The organism is Paraflavitalea devenefica, from assembly GCF_011759375.1.
GTDB lineage: Bacteria > Bacteroidota > Bacteroidia > Chitinophagales > Chitinophagaceae > Paraflavitalea > Paraflavitalea devenefica.
Map to the genome: position 1 here is coordinate 742,648 of NZ_JAARML010000002.1, position 16,123 is coordinate 758,770.

Consider the following 16,123-nt stretch of genomic DNA (forward strand, 5'->3'; position numbering starts at 1 on the left):
TAGTTTATAGTTGGTGATTGATGACTGTTATTCGTAGATGATCCTGATCGGGTTCTTCAGCGTGGTAGTCCTGCTGTAATACTGTACCTTGATCCGGTACAACCCGGGAGGAGGCGAGGTTTGGTTGGCGCCGCCGGTAAGAAGATCATACCCAATTACTCCCGACAGGTTTACAATTACATGTGAATAAGAAGTAACGCCCGCACCGGCAAAAGCAGGGGCGCCGGCCCCATCGGCCGTCATCGGGTATTCCGTACCATTTTCTGCTACAAGACTTACCCTTCCTACTGCCTGCGACACGATATTCGAAGGGGAAAACAGGTAAGGAGTAGTTGTGTAAATGGGAATGCTATTGGCATACCAGCTTATGCTATGGTTATAGGTAACCGGATCGGCCGGGTCGGTAGTAACTTCCTGAAAGCTTAAAGGCGGCTGCTGTGATATAATATGCAGGCTATAGGTGGAGACGGATTTGTCTTTCCCGGTTACTGTATATTGTATAGTACGTCCCTTGGCAAAATAATCGGCCAGGTTTTCAATGAAAGTGCCGCTTGCCGGGCTTATGCTGGCTCCTTCAGACACGGTTATTTGTGGTTCCAGGATGGAGAGGAACAGGGTGGGGCCGAGGTACACCGTAATGGTATGGTCATTATCATCTACCACGCCGGTAATGGGTGTGGTGGTGTTGACAATTTTATAACTGAGTATCCGGCTTTGTGATTGCGGGGGATAGGGATTGGTGGTGGTTTTGGTGCAGGCGGTCAGAAGCCATAAAAAGCCTGCAATAAGAAAAATAGAGCGTTGGTATTGTATGGAGCAGTTGCTGTTTATCATGTTCTGAAGAGTTGAGATAAACCTGCTACCGGACATAGCCGGTAGCAGGTTATAACGGTAAAAAGATCGACAAAAGGACGGAGGTTTAATGCTAATGGCAGCTTATATTATAGATGCTTATAATCAAAGCTGAAATACGGGTAATTGGTCGGGTACGGTGAACCTACCGGTGTTGCGTTATAATAAATACTGTTGATGCGTAACTTCCACACTTCGTTGGTTGATTTTTTGGTGAGCAGGTAAGTCCGGGGTGTATAAGCAACTACGGTATGATTCACGAGTGAATAAACATACCAACCTGCGGCGGCAGGATTGCCAACACCGGTGATTGAATTATAACTGGCAACACCGCTGGCAATAAGGGTAGAACCTGTTGTGCTGGTCACACTTCCAAAGGCCGTGTTGATATAGCGCAGGGTGAACCGGCTGGTATCTACTGTCAGGTCGGCGGTGGCAGAACCGGTAAACTTGAAGCTATAGCTGGATATACCGGCGCCAGACAAACCATCGTTATCGTCAAAGCTGTAATAATAGGTACCTGCTTTGGTAGCCCATTGGTTGGTATCGGTCAGGTCCTGTACAGTACCCTGGTGAAAATTGCGGGCGCCATACGCACCGTCGGCCAGTCCTTTCAGGTAGCCTTTGGTTTCAGCGTCTTCAAAATCAACGGAGTCGCCTTCGGCAGGAAGAGCTACAGCGGTGCCAGTTGGTGCGGGCAGTGTGGCCAGGCTGTCTGATTTTTTACAGGATGTAATTGTTGCAGCAGCAGCGATGGCTATTGCAGCAACAAGACTGATTTTTTTTAACATAGTTAATGTGTTTAAATTTGCCCCATTCGGTGTTAAAAACAGGGCGGGTTAGAAAAATACCGTCCGGCGCAGGGCACTCTTGTACAAGAAGAAATGTCCTGCGCTTTTTTTATTGTCAATTCAGCATACCCAATGTTGATAGCTCACTCAGTGATGGCCAGGTTCTGGCTGCCATCTTTTTGTATGGCGTACTTCATCGTTATAAAGCCCGGCTTGTTGGAGCGGGTGGGCGTTTCAGGGGCGTCCTTATAAAAGCTATAGATCTGTATCTTGGCATAATTGCCCTTGGCTGTTTTCACAACGAACGACCTGGGCAGCGCATAAGCTACATGCGCTACAGAATCTGTCGGCCGGGAAGGGAACAACTCGCCATAGAAATCATACCAGGCCCATCCGGGAGTAGTGTTCTGGAAATAATCCAGGCCTACTATAGCATCGGTTTCCCATTTGCCTTCTGCTATACTGGCCGTGGTTACCTTGGTAAATGCCTGATCAAAAAGGCTGCGGGTAGGCACGCTTTTGATCGGCTGACCGGGCGCTTTATAATAAATGGCATCGAGGTCATTATGCACCACCATATAAATGCCGCCTTTTCCGGGGCCGCCATATCCCGGCGAACTGGTGATGGTGCCGCTATTGGCGCATACGTTACTGTTGTAAGTGCCGTTAAAACAGATGTCCCAGTTGGCTGTTTGCGCCTGTGAGGAGGGAATGATCTTTCCTTCTTCCAGGCTATAATAAAAAGGCTTGGCGCCGCTGGCGAAGGTGGCTGCCGAATCGGCCACCAGGTTGCGCAGAAAATAGACGCCGGTTACAACAGGCTTTTCTTCTTCGGGATCAGGCGTTTCCTCAGTTTCTTTTTTACAGGAGATCAGTGATAGGGTGCTAGTTAGTACAAAGCAGAACAGTAATGTGCGTTTAATGTGATTAGGGCAGGTTACCATGATAGTGTTGTTATATTGCTTGTAAATGAAAAACTATTGTGTGGAAAGGTTGCGGCTTCCATCCTGCTGAACATAATACCGGAAAGTGAAATAAGGGGCCGGCCAGTGCAGGTCCGTCACCGTTGGGGGATTGCCCTGGTACACATTGAGGATCTCCAGTTTGGCAAACTTTCCCGTGGCGGTTTTTAATACGAATGTTCTGTTTTTAATGGGTACCGCAATGTGGTTGGACAGTGTATAGAAAAACCAGCCAAATCCATTGCCACTATCCCAACCTGTTCCACTGTAGGCCTGGGTAGCAAATAGTTCATCCGAAGGCGCTTCTGTTACCTGGCGGTAAGGCTTGTCTATCATTACTATACCGGTTGATTGGCCGGGGCCACCATAGCCGGGATTAGCAACCAGCGTACCACTGTTGCAGGACACGAGTGAGTTATAGATACCACTAAAGCAAATATCCCAGCCCGTTGTTTTCAGCCAGGCAGCGGAGTCAGCCGCCGTTTTCACCCATATCTGTTGTTTATCGCTGAAGCGGAAGAGGAAGGGGAAGAAAGGACGTTTCTCTTTGCCGTCTACGCCATCGCCCATCGAGGCGCCGGTATCGCCGGCCAGGTCATAGATCACAGTACTTTTGCCATCTTCAAGGGGAGGTTCTTCTTTTTCTTTCTTGCAGGCATTGAGGGAGAGCAATGCCATGATCATAACAGTAATAAGGTTTATTCTTTGGCCGGCGTGCAGCATTTGCATTCAATTATTTTATGGATGCAAATGTTCAACGGGATTTGCTTTTTGTATTTACGAAATCCGGTTTCAGTTATATCAAATCCGGTTTTTTTTATATGAAAAAGTGAAGGATTGATAGCAGAAATGAGATAAGAAATAAACTTCCTGCTATTGACGGGAATGTATAATCGGTTGGTAATAACTGTTTTACTGCTTTGGTATTTACTGTTTACGAATTATGGAAACACCTGTATTTGCATACTTTCAAATGTCTGTAGGGAAAGGAATTAAATAGAATAAATCTTTTTTTTGCATCCCTTATGATACGATTCATCTTCATCACACTATTGGTACTTCGTTCAATGTCTTTGCTGGCAACGGATGCCCCTCAGCGCATCATCACCCTGAGTGGGGCACTTACAGAAGTTGCGGACGCCCTTGGGTTTGGGAAAAATATAGTGGCCGTTGACGTTACCAGTGAATTTCCCGCTTACGTAAAACAACTACCTAAAGTAAGCAGGAACCGTTCCCTCTCGGTAGAGGGGCTGATGGCTTACCGGCCCGATATTGTACTGGCCCCTGAGGGGGATATTTCAAAGGCCATTCAATCGCAGTTGAAAGCAGCGGGCATCACGCTTGTCAATATCAAACAGGAATATTCTGTAAAGGGCGCCTTACAATTTATCCGGACGGTGGCTGCCGCCTTGCAGGTCCCTGAAAAAGGGCAATCGCTGGCATTGCAAACGGAAAAGGAAGTGAACGCAGAGCTGGAGAAGATCAGGCAGGCAAAACGGAAAACGCCCGGGGTACTGTTTATCTATGCCCGCGGAGCAGGCGCTATGTCGGTAGCCGGAAAAGGCAGTAATATGGATGCGTTGATACAACTGGCCGGTGGGAAAAATGTGGTGCAGGAGTTCAGCGATTTTAAACCCTACAGCACGGAGGCGATGATCAGGGCCAACCCCGATGCGATATTGCTATTTGATTTTGGATTAAGCAGCCTGGGAGGAAAGAATGCCCTGTTAAAAATGCCGGGCATCACTACTACGAAAGCAGGCAAAAATAAATGCGTCATAGAAATGGATGGGCCCTTGCTCGTCAACTTCTCCGTAAGGCTCGCTACAGCCATCAGGGAATTGAATCGTCAACTGGTACAAATAACACCTCAACCCTAAACAGGCAGGCTTGAAAAAAAAGATCATCTATTGTGTGCTTTCGGCAGGATTGCTGGTAGTTATAGCTTTTTCATTGGGACTGGGTGCTATGGATATTCCGATGCGCAGTGTATTGCTGGTACTCGCCAAAAAGGCGGGTATATTCAGTAATGCGATAGTGGATGAACAATATGAAGCAGTATTAACAATTGTGCGCATACCACGTATGCTGCTGGGCATACTCGTAGGGGCAGCTCTCGGTGTTTCCGGTGCGGCCATACAAGCCATCTTCCGCAACCCGCTGGCAGAACCGGGATTTGTAGGTATTTCAGCCGGCGCCTCGCTGGTGAGTGCGTTGATCATAGCACTGGAAGTAGGCCTGCTGGCAGGACTTAGTGAGTGGTTGGGACAATACCTGCTGGTATTTGGCGCTTTTGCCGGCGCCGGCATTGCTGCGATGCTGGTGTACCGGCTTTCCAAAACGGATGGCAAACCGAATGTGGCCACCATGCTGCTGGCAGGCATAGCGATCAATGCATTGGCCGGCGCCATCACAGGACTCATTACTTATACTTCCAATGAACAACAACTTCGTACCATTACTTTCTGGATGCTGGGCAGCCTGGCAGGGGCCGGCTGGACAACAGTAGCCTGTGTAGCTCCCTTCATTATTTTTTCCCTCATTGCACTTCCCGTGCAGGGAAAAATGCTCAATGCATTCGCCCTGGGCGAATCGCAGGCGGAGCAATTGGGCATCCGCACCAGTCATATTAAAAGAAGGATCGTATTGCTTTCTACCCTGGCTGTAGGCAGTGCGGTATCAGTAACCGGCATCATTGGTTTTGTAGGACTGTTGGTGCCACATACCATCCGGTTACTGGGTGGCGTGGATAACCGTTATGTATTACCGGCCTCTGCATTAATGGGGGCGTTGGTGCTCACCCTGGCCGATATGATAGCCCGGGTGATTACCGCTCCCATGGAGTTGCCCATTGGGGTTGTGACTGCTTTGCTGGGTACGCCCGTTTTCCTGTATATACTGATAAGAGATAAAAAGAAATTACTCCACTAAAACAAGAATGCCCGCCATGCTCAGTGTAAATGCCATTACCTGCACGGTCAAAAATAATCACCTCGTGAAGGAGATCAGCTTTATAGTAAGGCCCGGGGAGGTGCTGGCATTGCTGGGTGCTAATGGCGCCGGTAAATCCACGTTGATACGGATGTTGTGCGGGGAACGGAAGCCCGATAGTGGCAGTATCCATTTGGGTGGCCGGTCACTGAATACTTACAGCATGGAAGAGCTGGCTAAAAGACGGGCTACACTTCACCAGCATAATGTGGTGAGCATGCCGTTCCTGGCGGCTGAAATTGTAATGATGGGTCGCTACCCGCATTACCGCAACAGTCCCGCTGCGCAGGATTACAGGATCGTGGAGGAAACGATGGAGATATGCGGGGTACACCATCTGGTGGAACGCTCTTTCTTATCGCTTTCCGGCGGGGAGCAGCAGCGTATACACCTGGCCCGTGTGTTGAGCCAGGTATGGGATGTGCCCGGCGCCCTGTTATTATTGGATGAACCGGTGGCCGCCATGGATATTTTATACCAGCAGCAAACGCTGGCCATTGTGAAAGCCCTGGCGCGTAAGGGATACATGGTCATCACGGTGTTGCATGAAATCAACCTGGCTGCCCAGTATGCCGACCGTATCCTCCTGTTGAAAAATGGCAGGCGATGGAGTGACGGCACACCCTCAGAAGTGCTCACGCCACTGAACATTTATACTGTTTTTTCTATTGAAGCCGAGGTGGCCATTAACCCGAAAACACTAAACCCCTATGTGGTGCCCGGCGAAATAAGATTGAGTGTGTAAAGCATGCTAATCCCTGATATCACTGGGCGAGATCCCAAAATACTTTTTGAAGGCGCTGCTGAAATTATTCTGATGGGTAAAGCCAGTGATCTCTGCTGCTTCATTGATGGTCCTTCGCTCTTCCAGTAACAAGCGGCGGGCACACTCCATGCGCACCCGTACCGTATATTCATGGATCGTAGTGGCAAAGTATTCCTTAAAGCCCCTGCGTAGCTTGGATTCGTTCAGGGCTACCGCAATGGCCAGTTCCTTTTGGGTGGGTGGATTGGCAAAATTGGCTTCAAGGATACTCCTGGCCTGTTCCAGCTTTTCAATATCCGGCCCTCTCAATACGGTCCTTTGATCAGGGCCTGTTTCGTGGAACTGCTCTAACTGGCAGATAAGTAGTTCCATGATCTTCGCTTCTGTATGCAGCCGGCGCAGTTCCCCCGTTTTCTGGTTATCCTTCAGTTCTCCGATAATGCGCTGCATCTCCGGCGTTACCACCATATCTTCCTGCTTAAAGGATACAAAAACGCCTTTGTCCATCTCCTGTACAAAATCCTCCTGCAGGGAGGAGTGCCTGTCAATAAGGTGGAAATAATAATTCCGGGAAAGCACCATCAGGAAATAGGCATATTCCATGCCTGCCTTCATGTCATATTCCTGTACCGCCGAAGGAATGTACCGGATATTGTGCCTGCTGCGTCCATGTATGCTTAGCTTTTTTACCGACTGCGGGCGGTAAAAAATAAAGTGGCTGGTAATGGTTTCCCCCATTACTTCGGTATGTACCTGTGTGGGTTCATCAAACTTCATATCGGAATACAGCAGGAACAGCCCGGCGCTGCTGAGCTGGAAATTGGCCATCTTGACCGGTTTGCGTTCAATAGCTACCCGTTTCTCGTTCAGGGTATTATTGGGCGAATAGACATCCGGGATATCTTCTATAAATAGCCAATCATTCAGCCCTTTGATTTTACTTTTAATGATCATGGATACAAAGACTTTGATAGCAGGAATTAATGCAGCCAAGATACGTCTTTGCGTTTGGGCGCCTGGGTTAAATACCCGAATTCGAAACTGAATTTCTTGATAGCGTAAACTCGAAGTGACTTCCGGGGCCGGATTTTAGCTTGTTTTCTATTCAAAATAGCGCAAACGTTTGTGGCGTTTTTGTATCTAAAATGCGGGTATATTTAGGTCCATATTATTCTACAACGAAGCTGCTAATACGGAACTGCTGCATGTATTGTCAACAGGATATAGAACTCGTTCAACGGTTAAAGGAGCATGATTTGGCGGCCTATGATATCATATACCTTAAATATTATAAACTGCTCTGTGTAAATGCTTACTTTTTTTTGAAGAATGAACAGGAATCGAAAGACCTGGTCCAGAACCTCTTCCTGGATATCTGGGAAAAGAAACTGTACCTGCAATTTCATGAAGACCTGAAAGGGTACTTGTATCGCGCCATCAAAAATCGTTGTCTCAACCAGTTGGAGAAACTGCAAACACAGCAGAAGGCCAAAAAAGGATACGCCGGTTTACAGGAAGCGGAGGAGCGGCAATATGCTGAAATACAGCCGGAATATGGCCAGCAACTGACCACCGCCCTCGAAAATATGCCTGCACAGAAAAAGACAGCCATTCAAATAGTGTACCTGCATGGAAAACGTTACCAGGAAGCTGCCGCCGACATGGGGATCAGCATCAATTCTTTAAAAACCCATATCAGAACCGGGTTGAACTTTTTGCGGACCGAAATAAAAACAAGAATAGATTAACCCTTTTCCGGTTAATTGCTGTAGCATTAACAGATGAAGCATAGTTACGAGCAGGTATTTCAATTGTTCATGGAAAAACTGTCAGGCAACCTTTCTCCTGAAGAAAATGAAGAGCTGGAGAAAATACTGTCAGAGGACGCCTCATTTAGGGAAATATGGGGTTCACTGGAAGCCGAGGCCCGGCAGCTCAAAGTCAATGAATTCCTGGAAGGGGCCGATGCTGAAGCCGGATTGCACGCCTTAAAAGCGCAGATTGCTGCCGCCGGCGAAGTCCGGCGCAGGAAAAGGCGCAACATACGGAAAGCCCTTACAATGGCCGCTGTACTCCTGGTCATCCTGTCTGGCGCCTGGCTCACTTTCTTTAAAAACGACGAAATAACAGGCAAAGAGAAAATAGCAGCGATCATTCAACAGAAAAAGCAAACCGTAAACCTTGTCCTGGGTGATGGAACATCAATAGGACTTGATAAAACCAGTCATAACCAGACAATAGCGCTGGACAATGCCACCCTGCAGGCGGCCAATGGCGCCTTACAATACACATCTGAAGACACCCTGCAGAACACCTTGTCGGTACCGGCCGGAGAAAATTATAAGATCGTATTGTCCGATGGTACCGAAGTATGGTTAAATGCAGAGACCCGCTTGCGGTTTCCATTTCGTTTTGCCCTGGCCTCAAGGGAGGTATATGTGGAAGGGGAAGCTTACTTTAAAGTAGCAAAAGATGCCCGGCATCCTTTTATTGTGCATACACCGCTTACACAGGTAAAAGTAACAGGCACTGCATTTAATGTAAATACCTACCAGGCTGGTAATGTAACAACATCGCTGGTAGAAGGTAAAGTAACCACACAAAGCAAAGACGGTAAAAATGCAGCACTGGAACCAGGCATGGAGGCCGGCTATACTACCGGTAAAGGGTTTACAACCGGCAGCTTTGATGAAGAGGAAGTACTATCCTGGATCAATGGCTTATATTATTTTCACAATATGCCGGTAACAGAACTGGCCCGTGTGGCCTCCCGTTGTTACGGTGTTAAGATCATTCTGGACAAAGACAAATTTGCCGGTAAATCCATCACAGGCGTAATGGATAAAAACAAGCTCATCAACTTTTTAAACGACCTGCAAGCCGTGGCAAATACAACGTATTCCTTTTCCGGTAATGAGCTTTATCTGAAGTAACGAAACCGTTACAGGAAAAAAATATTATTTTCTTCACCCATTCTTCGCAGCAGCCTGTAGCTTCAATAATACTGCTACCTGAACAGGTACCTCACCAAACATTAACATTCTAAAACTGCTATGATGCAAAAACTCCTGGCCAAAAGTTGGGTTTCCCTGCGAAGCGTGTACCGTGTATTCATTCCGTGTTTTTTAATGATGCTCTATTGCATTACTGCTGTTGCTCAGGTGAAAGAAGTCAGCGTACTTCAAAAACCGGTTACCGTAACAGGCAAAAACATATCGCTCCTGCAGGTGTTCAAAACCATAAAAAAGCAAACAGGGCTCACCTTTTTTTACAGTAACCAGTTATTGGATGATAACGAAAAAGTAAGCCTCAACTTTGAGCAGGCAAAGCTGGAAGCAGTACTGGACCATTTATTCAAAAACAGGAATATCAGCTATGAGGTACGTGAAAACAAGCTGTTATTAAATGAAAAGCCGCCAGCCGGAAAAACAACAGCGGCCGGCTCTGGTGAGGTGGCAGATAATAAAATAACAGAGCTATACAAGGAGATTGTCAGGGGCCAGGTGCTGGCTGAAGATGGCCAGGTCATCGTAGGGGCTACGGTAGCAGTAAAAAATAAAGAAATCTATACCACTACCGATGAATTGGGGACTTTTTATATCAAAGCTGTTGCCGGTGACACCCTCGTTTTTACCATGGTGGGTATGAGTGCACAGGAACTGCGGATCATGAACGCCAAAGTGCTCAAGGTTACGCTATCGGCCAAAACAGACAAGCTGAATGATGTGGTCGTGGTAGGCTACGGTAAGCAAAAGAAAATTACTGTTACCGGTTCTGTGGCTTCCGTAAATATGCAAGACATGAAAACGCCGGTACCCAGTCTTACCAATGCACTGGCTGGAAAAGTAGCCGGCATTATTTCTGTGCAATCCAGCGGTGAACCCGGGTATGATAATTCCACCTTTACGATCAGGGGTATCGGGACCTTTACCGGCAATACTTCGCCGCTGATCATTGTGGATGGCGTGCAGCGCGATGATGTAAACAGCACCTATGGTGGTGCTTTCAATAATATAGATCCCGAAGATGTTGCCAGCATTACCCTGCTCAAGGATGCTTCTTCCACCGCCATCTATGGGGCCAAAGGAGCCAATGGCGTACTGCTCATCACTACTAAAAGAGGTGTTGCAGGTAAGCCTAAGATCTTATTGAAGGTGGAAACAGGGATGACGGGATTTACCAAAACGCCTGAAATGCTGGACGGCGTTAATTATATGAAACTCCTGAATGAAGCAAGGGTTAACATGGGGTTGCAACCGCTGTATTCAGAAGAGCTGATCAAAAAAACCGCCAGTGGCCTCGATCCCTACCTCTATCCGAATGTAAACTGGATGGATGCGGTGTATAAAAAGAATGCTTCGCTAACCAATGCCAACCTCAATATCAGCGGGGGTGGAGAAACCGTTCGATATTATTTGTCAGCCTCTTTCTATAACCAGGAGGGACCTTATAATGTATCAAAACAAAATGGTTTCAACCCCAACCTGAATTTCAAACGCTACGACTTCCGGACCAATGTGGATGTAAATATCACCAAGACCACCTTGCTGCAAATGAACCTGGCGGCTATGCTTACCAATGCACGGTATCCGGGCATATCGGCCGGCAGTCTCTGGTACCTGTCCTATGCTACCACGCCGGTAGGTTTCCCCATTGGTTATCCTGATGGAAAATGGGCAGGTCCCACCAATAATGGTGGCAGTAACCCATTGAATGAAGTACAGAACAACGGGTACACTACTGAGTTCCGTCCCTCTGTTCAATCTGTATTCACCGTTACCCAAAAATTGGATGCTGTTGTGAAGGGCCTTGAAGTATATGGGCGTTTTTCATTTGATAGTTACGGAACGTTTAACAACATCAGGAGCGGCAGGAATGATCTGTGGATCGCAACCGGGCGTAAGGAAGACGGCGGGTTGGTATATTCCCCCACAAGGACCGGGCAGCAGTTTTTAGGATATAGTCAGAGTTCTTCCGGTGAGCGCGTCATGTACCTCGAAGGGAACATTAGCTATAACAGGCACCTGGGCGATCACGAGATAGGGGTGATGGCCTTATACAATATGCGCAACCGCCTGGTGAGTACCGCGGGGGATGTGATCGGCTCCATTCCTTTTCGCAACCAGGCCATGGCAGGCAGGCTCACCTATGCATTCAATAGTAAGTACCTCGCAGAGGTGAATGCGGGGTATACAGGTTCTGAAAACTTTGAACCGGGTAAAAAGTTTGGCCTTTTCCCTTCGGTATCTGCCGGGTGGGTCATATCGAGAGAGAATTTCTTTGATCCATTGGCCAATACGTTCAGCCTGTTAAAGGTCAGGGCTTCGTATGGGGTAGTGGGTAATGACAATATCGGTACTGCCAATGGAAGCAGGAGGTTTCCTTATTTAACACAGATTGCCGGCGGCAACTCCACTGGTTTCGGTTTAAATGGCAATTGGGCAGGTGGTTTAACCGAAGCCCAGATAGGCGTAGAGAACCTGACCTGGGAAAAATCATATAAAACGGATATCGGCTTCGAGATCGGCCTGTGGAATAAGGTGAACATTATAGTAGATCTTTTTAAGGAAAGAAGGAAGGATATCCTGATCCAGCGTGCTTCCATTGCGCCCATAGCCGGGTATGGCGGTACTGCCATATTTGCCAACCTCGGCGAAATGAATAACAGGGGCATGGATGCCAATATTGAATACAACGATCGTTTTGGCAAATTGACTGTACGGCTATATGGTAATGTAACCTATAGCAACAACAAGATCGTATTCCAGGATGAACCACTCCGTAAGTATGATTATCAGCGCGGGACCGGGCACCGGTTTGGAGAATTTACCGGTTATATTGACGAGGGTTTGTTTGTTGACCAGGATGATATCGACAGACACCCCGAACAGAAGTTTAACCTGGTGTACCCCGGCGATATTAAATACCGGAACCTGAATGGAAAAGACGATGACGTGATCGATACATACGACTGGCAGTATCTTGGCAAATCATGGTTTCCGGGATGGTTATATGGAGCAGGGTTTTCATTGAACTACCGGAAATTCGATCTCTCCATGTTCTTCCAGGGTACCGCGGATGCAGCCATTATGGCCAATGGTTCCTGGATTGACGGAGGTGGCATGGGGGCCAGCGGCGTAGGTGTGTTGCCTTTCTCAGGGATCGGGCAATATCCCAACAACACCTTGGCGAATGTGCAGGACAGATGGACGCCCGACAATCCACGCCAGGATGCTTACTATCCCCGTTTAACGCAGGCCAGCCTTTCCGACAACAATTACCTCGGTAGCACCCGGTGGCTCAAAGACGGATCGTATGTGCGGTTGAAACAGGCGTCCCTTGGTTATGCACTCTCCTCACCTGCATTAAAAAGAGGCGGCCTGACGGCCCTTTACTTCTACCTCTCAGGCCAGAATTTATTAACCTTCAGCAAGTTTAAACTGTGGGATCCCGAACTGGGTTCCAATGGCGCCAAGTATCCTGTTACAAGAATGGTAACGGTAGGAGTAAGAGCTCAATTTTAGTATCCTTCAATCAAAAGAATATGAATACAATAGTCAAAAATATTTATTCTTTCAGTCTGGTTATTTGTCTGCTGCTGGTATTGGGTTGCAGCAAATACCTGGATAAGAAACCGGACAATATCATTACCTCCGACATGCTTTGGCAAACAAGGGCCAATGCAGAAGCTTACTTATACCAGGTATATGGTTATATCCAGACCTCTATGGATGATTATACCATGCTGGGTGCAAGTGATGAAAGCTCCTGCAGCATCCAGGGCGTAAATGTGCGTAAAATGGTGGTGGGCAACTGGAATGCACAAAGCGGGTATTGGTATAACTGGGGCGGTTATTATTCCGGCATCAGGCAGTCGTTTGTGTTTGAGAACAACATCGACAAAGTGCCGGCTACTGCATTAAGCGATGAACTGAAGCAGCAATATAAAGCGGAAGTGCTTTTTTTAAGAGGCTGGTTCTATTGGAAGCTATTGCGCCAGTATGGTCCTTTTGTAAAACTAACCGGTACATTAAGCCTCAATGAAGACTATAATAAATATCCCCGCGCTCCATTTGATACCTGTGTACAACAGATCAATGAGCTCATGGACCAGGCAGCACAGGGCTTGCCGGCTATATGGTCTTCTTCCGCCAACTATGGAAGGCCTACCAAAGGAGCCTGTCTGGCAGTAAAATCACAACTGGCGTTGCTGGCTGCCAGTCCTTTGTGGAATGGCAATTCCCGCTTTGCCGGTTTGAAAAATCGTGATGGTGTGGCGCTGGCGCCTGCCCAATACGATGCCAACAAATGGAAAATAGCCGCTGATGCAGCCAAAGCAGTTATTGATCTGAATGCTTATAAACTCTTTACCAATGTAGATGAAGGCGATCCGCAGTTCGATCCTTATCTCTCCTGCCGTAATGTGTTCTTAACTCCCTGGAACAGCGAATTGGTATTCTCTACCCACATGGCCGACACCTGGCAGTGGGGGCATGAAAAACGTTGCGCCCCGCAACCTGGCGGATACAATATGGTAAATGCTACGCAAAACGTGGTAGATGCCTTTTATATGCGCAATGGCAGGACCATTGATGATCCTTTATCCGGTTATACGGAAACCGGTTTTGTACAATCCAACGATCCGGCCAACTATGGAATAAGCAGGGACGGTGTGAACAGGGGCTATGTAACGGGCAACTCGAATATGTATGTAAATCGTGAGCCCCGTTTTTATGTAGACATACAGTACAACGGAAAACCGGTATTGCCGGCTCCTACCACCGACGACAGAAATTACTTTTCATCGGATGCCAACAGGGATAACAGTGGCAGGGCTGAATTTTATTACAGCGGTAAATCCGGCGTAAGTATCACCAGTAATGGAGATATAACGGGTTATAGTGTATTAAAAAATGTAAGTCCTGCAACCAATATCAGGATTGACCGGGCTGCTTATCGCCCCTTTATACACATCCGCTATGCCGAAATATTGCTCAATTATGTAGAAGCATTGAATGAATATGATCCTGCCAGTGCCGACATTTTAATTTACCTGAACATGATCAGGCAACGTGCGGGCATTCCCAACCTGGAGACTGTATATCCCACTGCCGCAGGCAACCAGGTTGAAATGAGGAAATGGATACTGCGTGAAAGACAGATAGAGCTGTGCTTTGAAAGCGACCGGTATTTTACCCTTATCCGGAGACTGATGATGGGTAATCCCGAAGTAAAGGCCATTTACAGAATGAATACCATTACCAATGATAACGGGCTGGGTTTTTCCTTTGCCGGTTATTATACCCGGACCTTGTTCCAGACCAGGTATTGGGACGATAAGATGTATTTGTTCCCTATTTCGCAGGACGATATTGATAAGGACAATGCGCTGGTGCAAAACACGGGATGGTAAATCTATTTGACAATGCTTTCAACTAACTATTATGATAAAGCAAATCATTCACTATACATTGATCGGCTGCCTGTTTTTGTTCATAGCACTGGCAGGCTGTAAAAAAGATAGCGGCTATAAACATGCAGCCGGAACACCCATGACCATTGATGACTTTACACCTACCGAAGGAGGTGGCACTACCGAGATATTGATTACCGGCAGTAATTTTTCTACAGACACTTCCGAGATCAAAGTATTCATCAACGGTAAACAGTTGGCGCTCGTGGGCGCCAATGGCAACCAGGTAATGGCAGTGGTCCCTAAAAAATGCGGATCGGGACATGTGGTCGTAAAGATTGGCAATGATAGTGTAGTAAGTACCGGCATCTACAATTATATGTTTACCAGGACCGTCACTACGCTGGCAGGTAATGGAACAGCCGGTTTTGCCAATGGACAGGGTACAGATGCCATGTTCAATTTCAACGGGGAAGCCTGGTATCGCAGTGGCGGTATCACGGTAGATGATAACCTGAACGTATATATTGCCGATCCCGGCAATCACTGTATCCGCAAAATTGACAGTACCGGAAAAGTAACCACCCTGGCCGGTAATCCAAATGTTTCCGGCTATGCAGATGGACAGGGAACGGCTGCGTTGTTTAGTCTGCCTTATGCGCTTGCCATTGATAACGACGGCAATATATGGTCGGCCGATCCCGGCAACTGGGACATCCGTAAAATAACGCCCGATGGTATCGCTACCACCTGGTTATGGGGCGCACAGGCGCCATGGAGTATAGCTTTTGATAAAGCAACCGGCTATATGTACTATTCCAGTTGCAGTAATCCCGGCAATATATACCAGATTACCGGGCAATGGACGGCCGGCGAAGTTGTTACGGGGCTTAACTACCCGGCCGGTATTGTGTTTGACAAAACCGGCAATTTATATGTATCTGTTAACGGCGATCAGGTGATCAGCAAGTTTACTGCCGGCGCCTGGGACGGAAGCATTATAGCAGGTCAGCAGGGATCTGCAGGTTACCAGAATGGTGTGGGTACTGCTGCCAGGTTTTCAAGCCCCTGGTACATGGCTTCTGATGCTGATGATAATTTGTATGTAGCGGGCAATGGCACCTGGGACGGCGGTACTTATAATCCCGACCAAAGCATACGATTCATAGAAGCCAACACCTGGAAGGTAAGCACTTTTGCAGGCAGTGGTGTGGCCGGTTTTGCCGATGCCATTGGCGCTGCTGCCGCCTTCAGCGCACCTACCGGTGTGACGGTTGATAAAAATGGTACTGTGTATGTGCTGGACAAGAACAATAATCGCATAAGAAAAATAGTATCCGAATAGCCC

13 protein-coding genes are annotated in these 16,123 nt (G+C 47.5%); 8 read left to right on the forward strand and 5 right to left on the reverse strand.

The genetic code is table 11. The features are described from left to right. Positions 1–27: 27 nt before the first annotated feature. The 4 genes from HB364_RS12635 to HB364_RS12650 all read right to left on the reverse strand — a co-directional run bounded on the left by HB364_RS12635 (position 28) and on the right by HB364_RS12650 (position 3,289). Positions 28–834 (reverse strand): hypothetical protein, encoded by an 807-nt coding sequence (locus HB364_RS12635; RefSeq protein WP_167288336.1) that lies wholly within the window; start codon positions 832–834, stop codon positions 28–30. 107 nt (positions 835–941) lie between these two features. After that, a complete protein-coding gene (locus tag HB364_RS12640) occupies positions 942–1,643 on the reverse strand; it encodes a hypothetical protein (protein WP_167288337.1) in 702 nt (233 codons plus the stop codon). A 143-nt stretch (positions 1,644–1,786) separates the two neighbouring features. Continuing rightward, positions 1,787–2,587, reverse strand: coding sequence for an HmuY family protein (locus HB364_RS12645; RefSeq protein WP_167288338.1), 801 nt, complete (start codon positions 2,585–2,587; stop codon positions 1,787–1,789). 33 nt (positions 2,588–2,620) lie between these two features. Continuing rightward, positions 2,621–3,289: an HmuY family protein gene (locus tag HB364_RS12650; RefSeq protein ID WP_167288339.1), complete on the reverse strand. Its 669-nt coding sequence runs from the start codon at positions 3,287–3,289 to the stop codon at positions 2,621–2,623. Between the two features lie 341 nt (positions 3,290–3,630). Between HB364_RS12650 and HB364_RS12655 the strand changes: the two genes are divergently transcribed. The 3 genes from HB364_RS12655 to HB364_RS12665 are packed head-to-tail and all read left to right on the forward strand — an operon-like array spanning position 3,631 to position 6,341. Next, a complete protein-coding gene (locus tag HB364_RS12655) occupies positions 3,631–4,485 on the forward strand; it encodes a heme/hemin ABC transporter substrate-binding protein (RefSeq protein ID WP_167288340.1) in 855 nt (284 codons plus the stop codon). Positions 4,486–4,495: 10 nt separating this feature from the next. Then, a complete protein-coding gene (locus HB364_RS12660) occupies positions 4,496–5,536 on the forward strand; it encodes a FecCD family ABC transporter permease (protein ID WP_167288341.1) in 1,041 nt (346 codons plus the stop codon). 16 nt (positions 5,537–5,552) lie between these two features. Next, positions 5,553–6,341: a heme ABC transporter ATP-binding protein gene (locus HB364_RS12665; RefSeq protein ID WP_167288342.1), complete on the forward strand. Its 789-nt coding sequence runs from the start codon at positions 5,553–5,555 to the stop codon at positions 6,339–6,341. Positions 6,342–6,347: 6 nt separating this feature from the next. On the opposite strand, the gene HB364_RS12670 is transcribed toward HB364_RS12665, so the two are convergent. Then, positions 6,348–7,355 (reverse strand): helix-turn-helix transcriptional regulator, encoded by a 1,008-nt coding sequence (locus HB364_RS12670; protein WP_208419942.1) that lies wholly within the window; start codon positions 7,353–7,355, stop codon positions 6,348–6,350. A 212-nt stretch (positions 7,356–7,567) separates the two neighbouring features. On the opposite strand from HB364_RS12670, the gene HB364_RS12675 reads away from it, so the two are divergent. From HB364_RS12675 to HB364_RS12695, 5 genes are all read left to right on the forward strand, one after another. Further along, complete coding sequence (locus tag HB364_RS12675; RefSeq protein ID WP_167288343.1) at positions 7,568–8,110, forward strand: sigma-70 family RNA polymerase sigma factor; 543 nt, start codon at positions 7,568–7,570, stop codon at positions 8,108–8,110. Positions 8,111–8,143: 33 nt separating this feature from the next. Beyond that, positions 8,144–9,295 (forward strand): FecR family protein, encoded by a 1,152-nt coding sequence (locus tag HB364_RS12680; RefSeq protein ID WP_167288344.1) that lies wholly within the window; start codon positions 8,144–8,146, stop codon positions 9,293–9,295. A gap of 123 nt (positions 9,296–9,418) precedes the next feature. Continuing rightward, positions 9,419–12,886 carry a TonB-dependent receptor gene (locus tag HB364_RS12685; RefSeq protein ID WP_246228480.1) on the forward strand — a complete coding sequence of 1,156 codons (3,468 nt, stop codon included), beginning with the start codon at positions 9,419–9,421 and terminating at the stop codon, positions 12,884–12,886. A 20-nt stretch (positions 12,887–12,906) separates the two neighbouring features. After that, a complete protein-coding gene (locus HB364_RS12690; RefSeq protein WP_167288345.1) occupies positions 12,907–14,775 on the forward strand; it encodes a RagB/SusD family nutrient uptake outer membrane protein in 1,869 nt (622 codons plus the stop codon). Positions 14,776–14,806: 31 nt separating this feature from the next. After that, on the forward strand, positions 14,807–16,120 hold the full coding sequence (locus HB364_RS12695) for an IPT/TIG domain-containing protein (protein WP_167288346.1): 1,314 nt from the start codon (positions 14,807–14,809) through the stop codon (positions 16,118–16,120). The last annotated feature ends 3 nt before the right edge of the window (positions 16,121–16,123 follow it).

What these genes read in the sequence shown, in the direction of transcription:
- HB364_RS12695 (WP_167288346.1), top strand. Translation starts at nt 14,807, where the DNA reads ATGATAAAGCAAATCATTCACTATACATTGATCGGCTGCCTGTTTTTG.
- HB364_RS12655 (WP_167288340.1), top strand. Translation starts at nt 3,631, where the DNA reads ATGATACGATTCATCTTCATCACACTATTGGTACTTCGTTCAATGTCT.
- HB364_RS12680 (WP_167288344.1), top strand. Translation starts at nt 8,144, where the DNA reads ATGAAGCATAGTTACGAGCAGGTATTTCAATTGTTCATGGAAAAACTG.
- HB364_RS12675 (WP_167288343.1), top strand. Translation starts at nt 7,568, where the DNA reads ATGTATTGTCAACAGGATATAGAACTCGTTCAACGGTTAAAGGAGCAT.
- HB364_RS12640 (WP_167288337.1), bottom strand. Translation starts at nt 1,643, where the DNA reads ATGTTAAAAAAAATCAGTCTTGTTGCTGCAATAGCCATCGCTGCTGCT.
- HB364_RS12650 (WP_167288339.1), bottom strand. Translation starts at nt 3,289, where the DNA reads ATGATCATGGCATTGCTCTCCCTCAATGCCTGCAAGAAAGAAAAAGAA.
- HB364_RS12645 (WP_167288338.1), bottom strand. Translation starts at nt 2,587, where the DNA reads ATGGTAACCTGCCCTAATCACATTAAACGCACATTACTGTTCTGCTTT.
- HB364_RS12665 (WP_167288342.1), top strand. Translation starts at nt 5,553, where the DNA reads ATGCTCAGTGTAAATGCCATTACCTGCACGGTCAAAAATAATCACCTC.
- HB364_RS12690 (WP_167288345.1), top strand. Translation starts at nt 12,907, where the DNA reads ATGAATACAATAGTCAAAAATATTTATTCTTTCAGTCTGGTTATTTGT.
- HB364_RS12635 (WP_167288336.1), bottom strand. Translation starts at nt 834, where the DNA reads ATGATAAACAGCAACTGCTCCATACAATACCAACGCTCTATTTTTCTT.
- HB364_RS12685 (WP_246228480.1), top strand. Translation starts at nt 9,419, where the DNA reads ATGCAAAAACTCCTGGCCAAAAGTTGGGTTTCCCTGCGAAGCGTGTAC.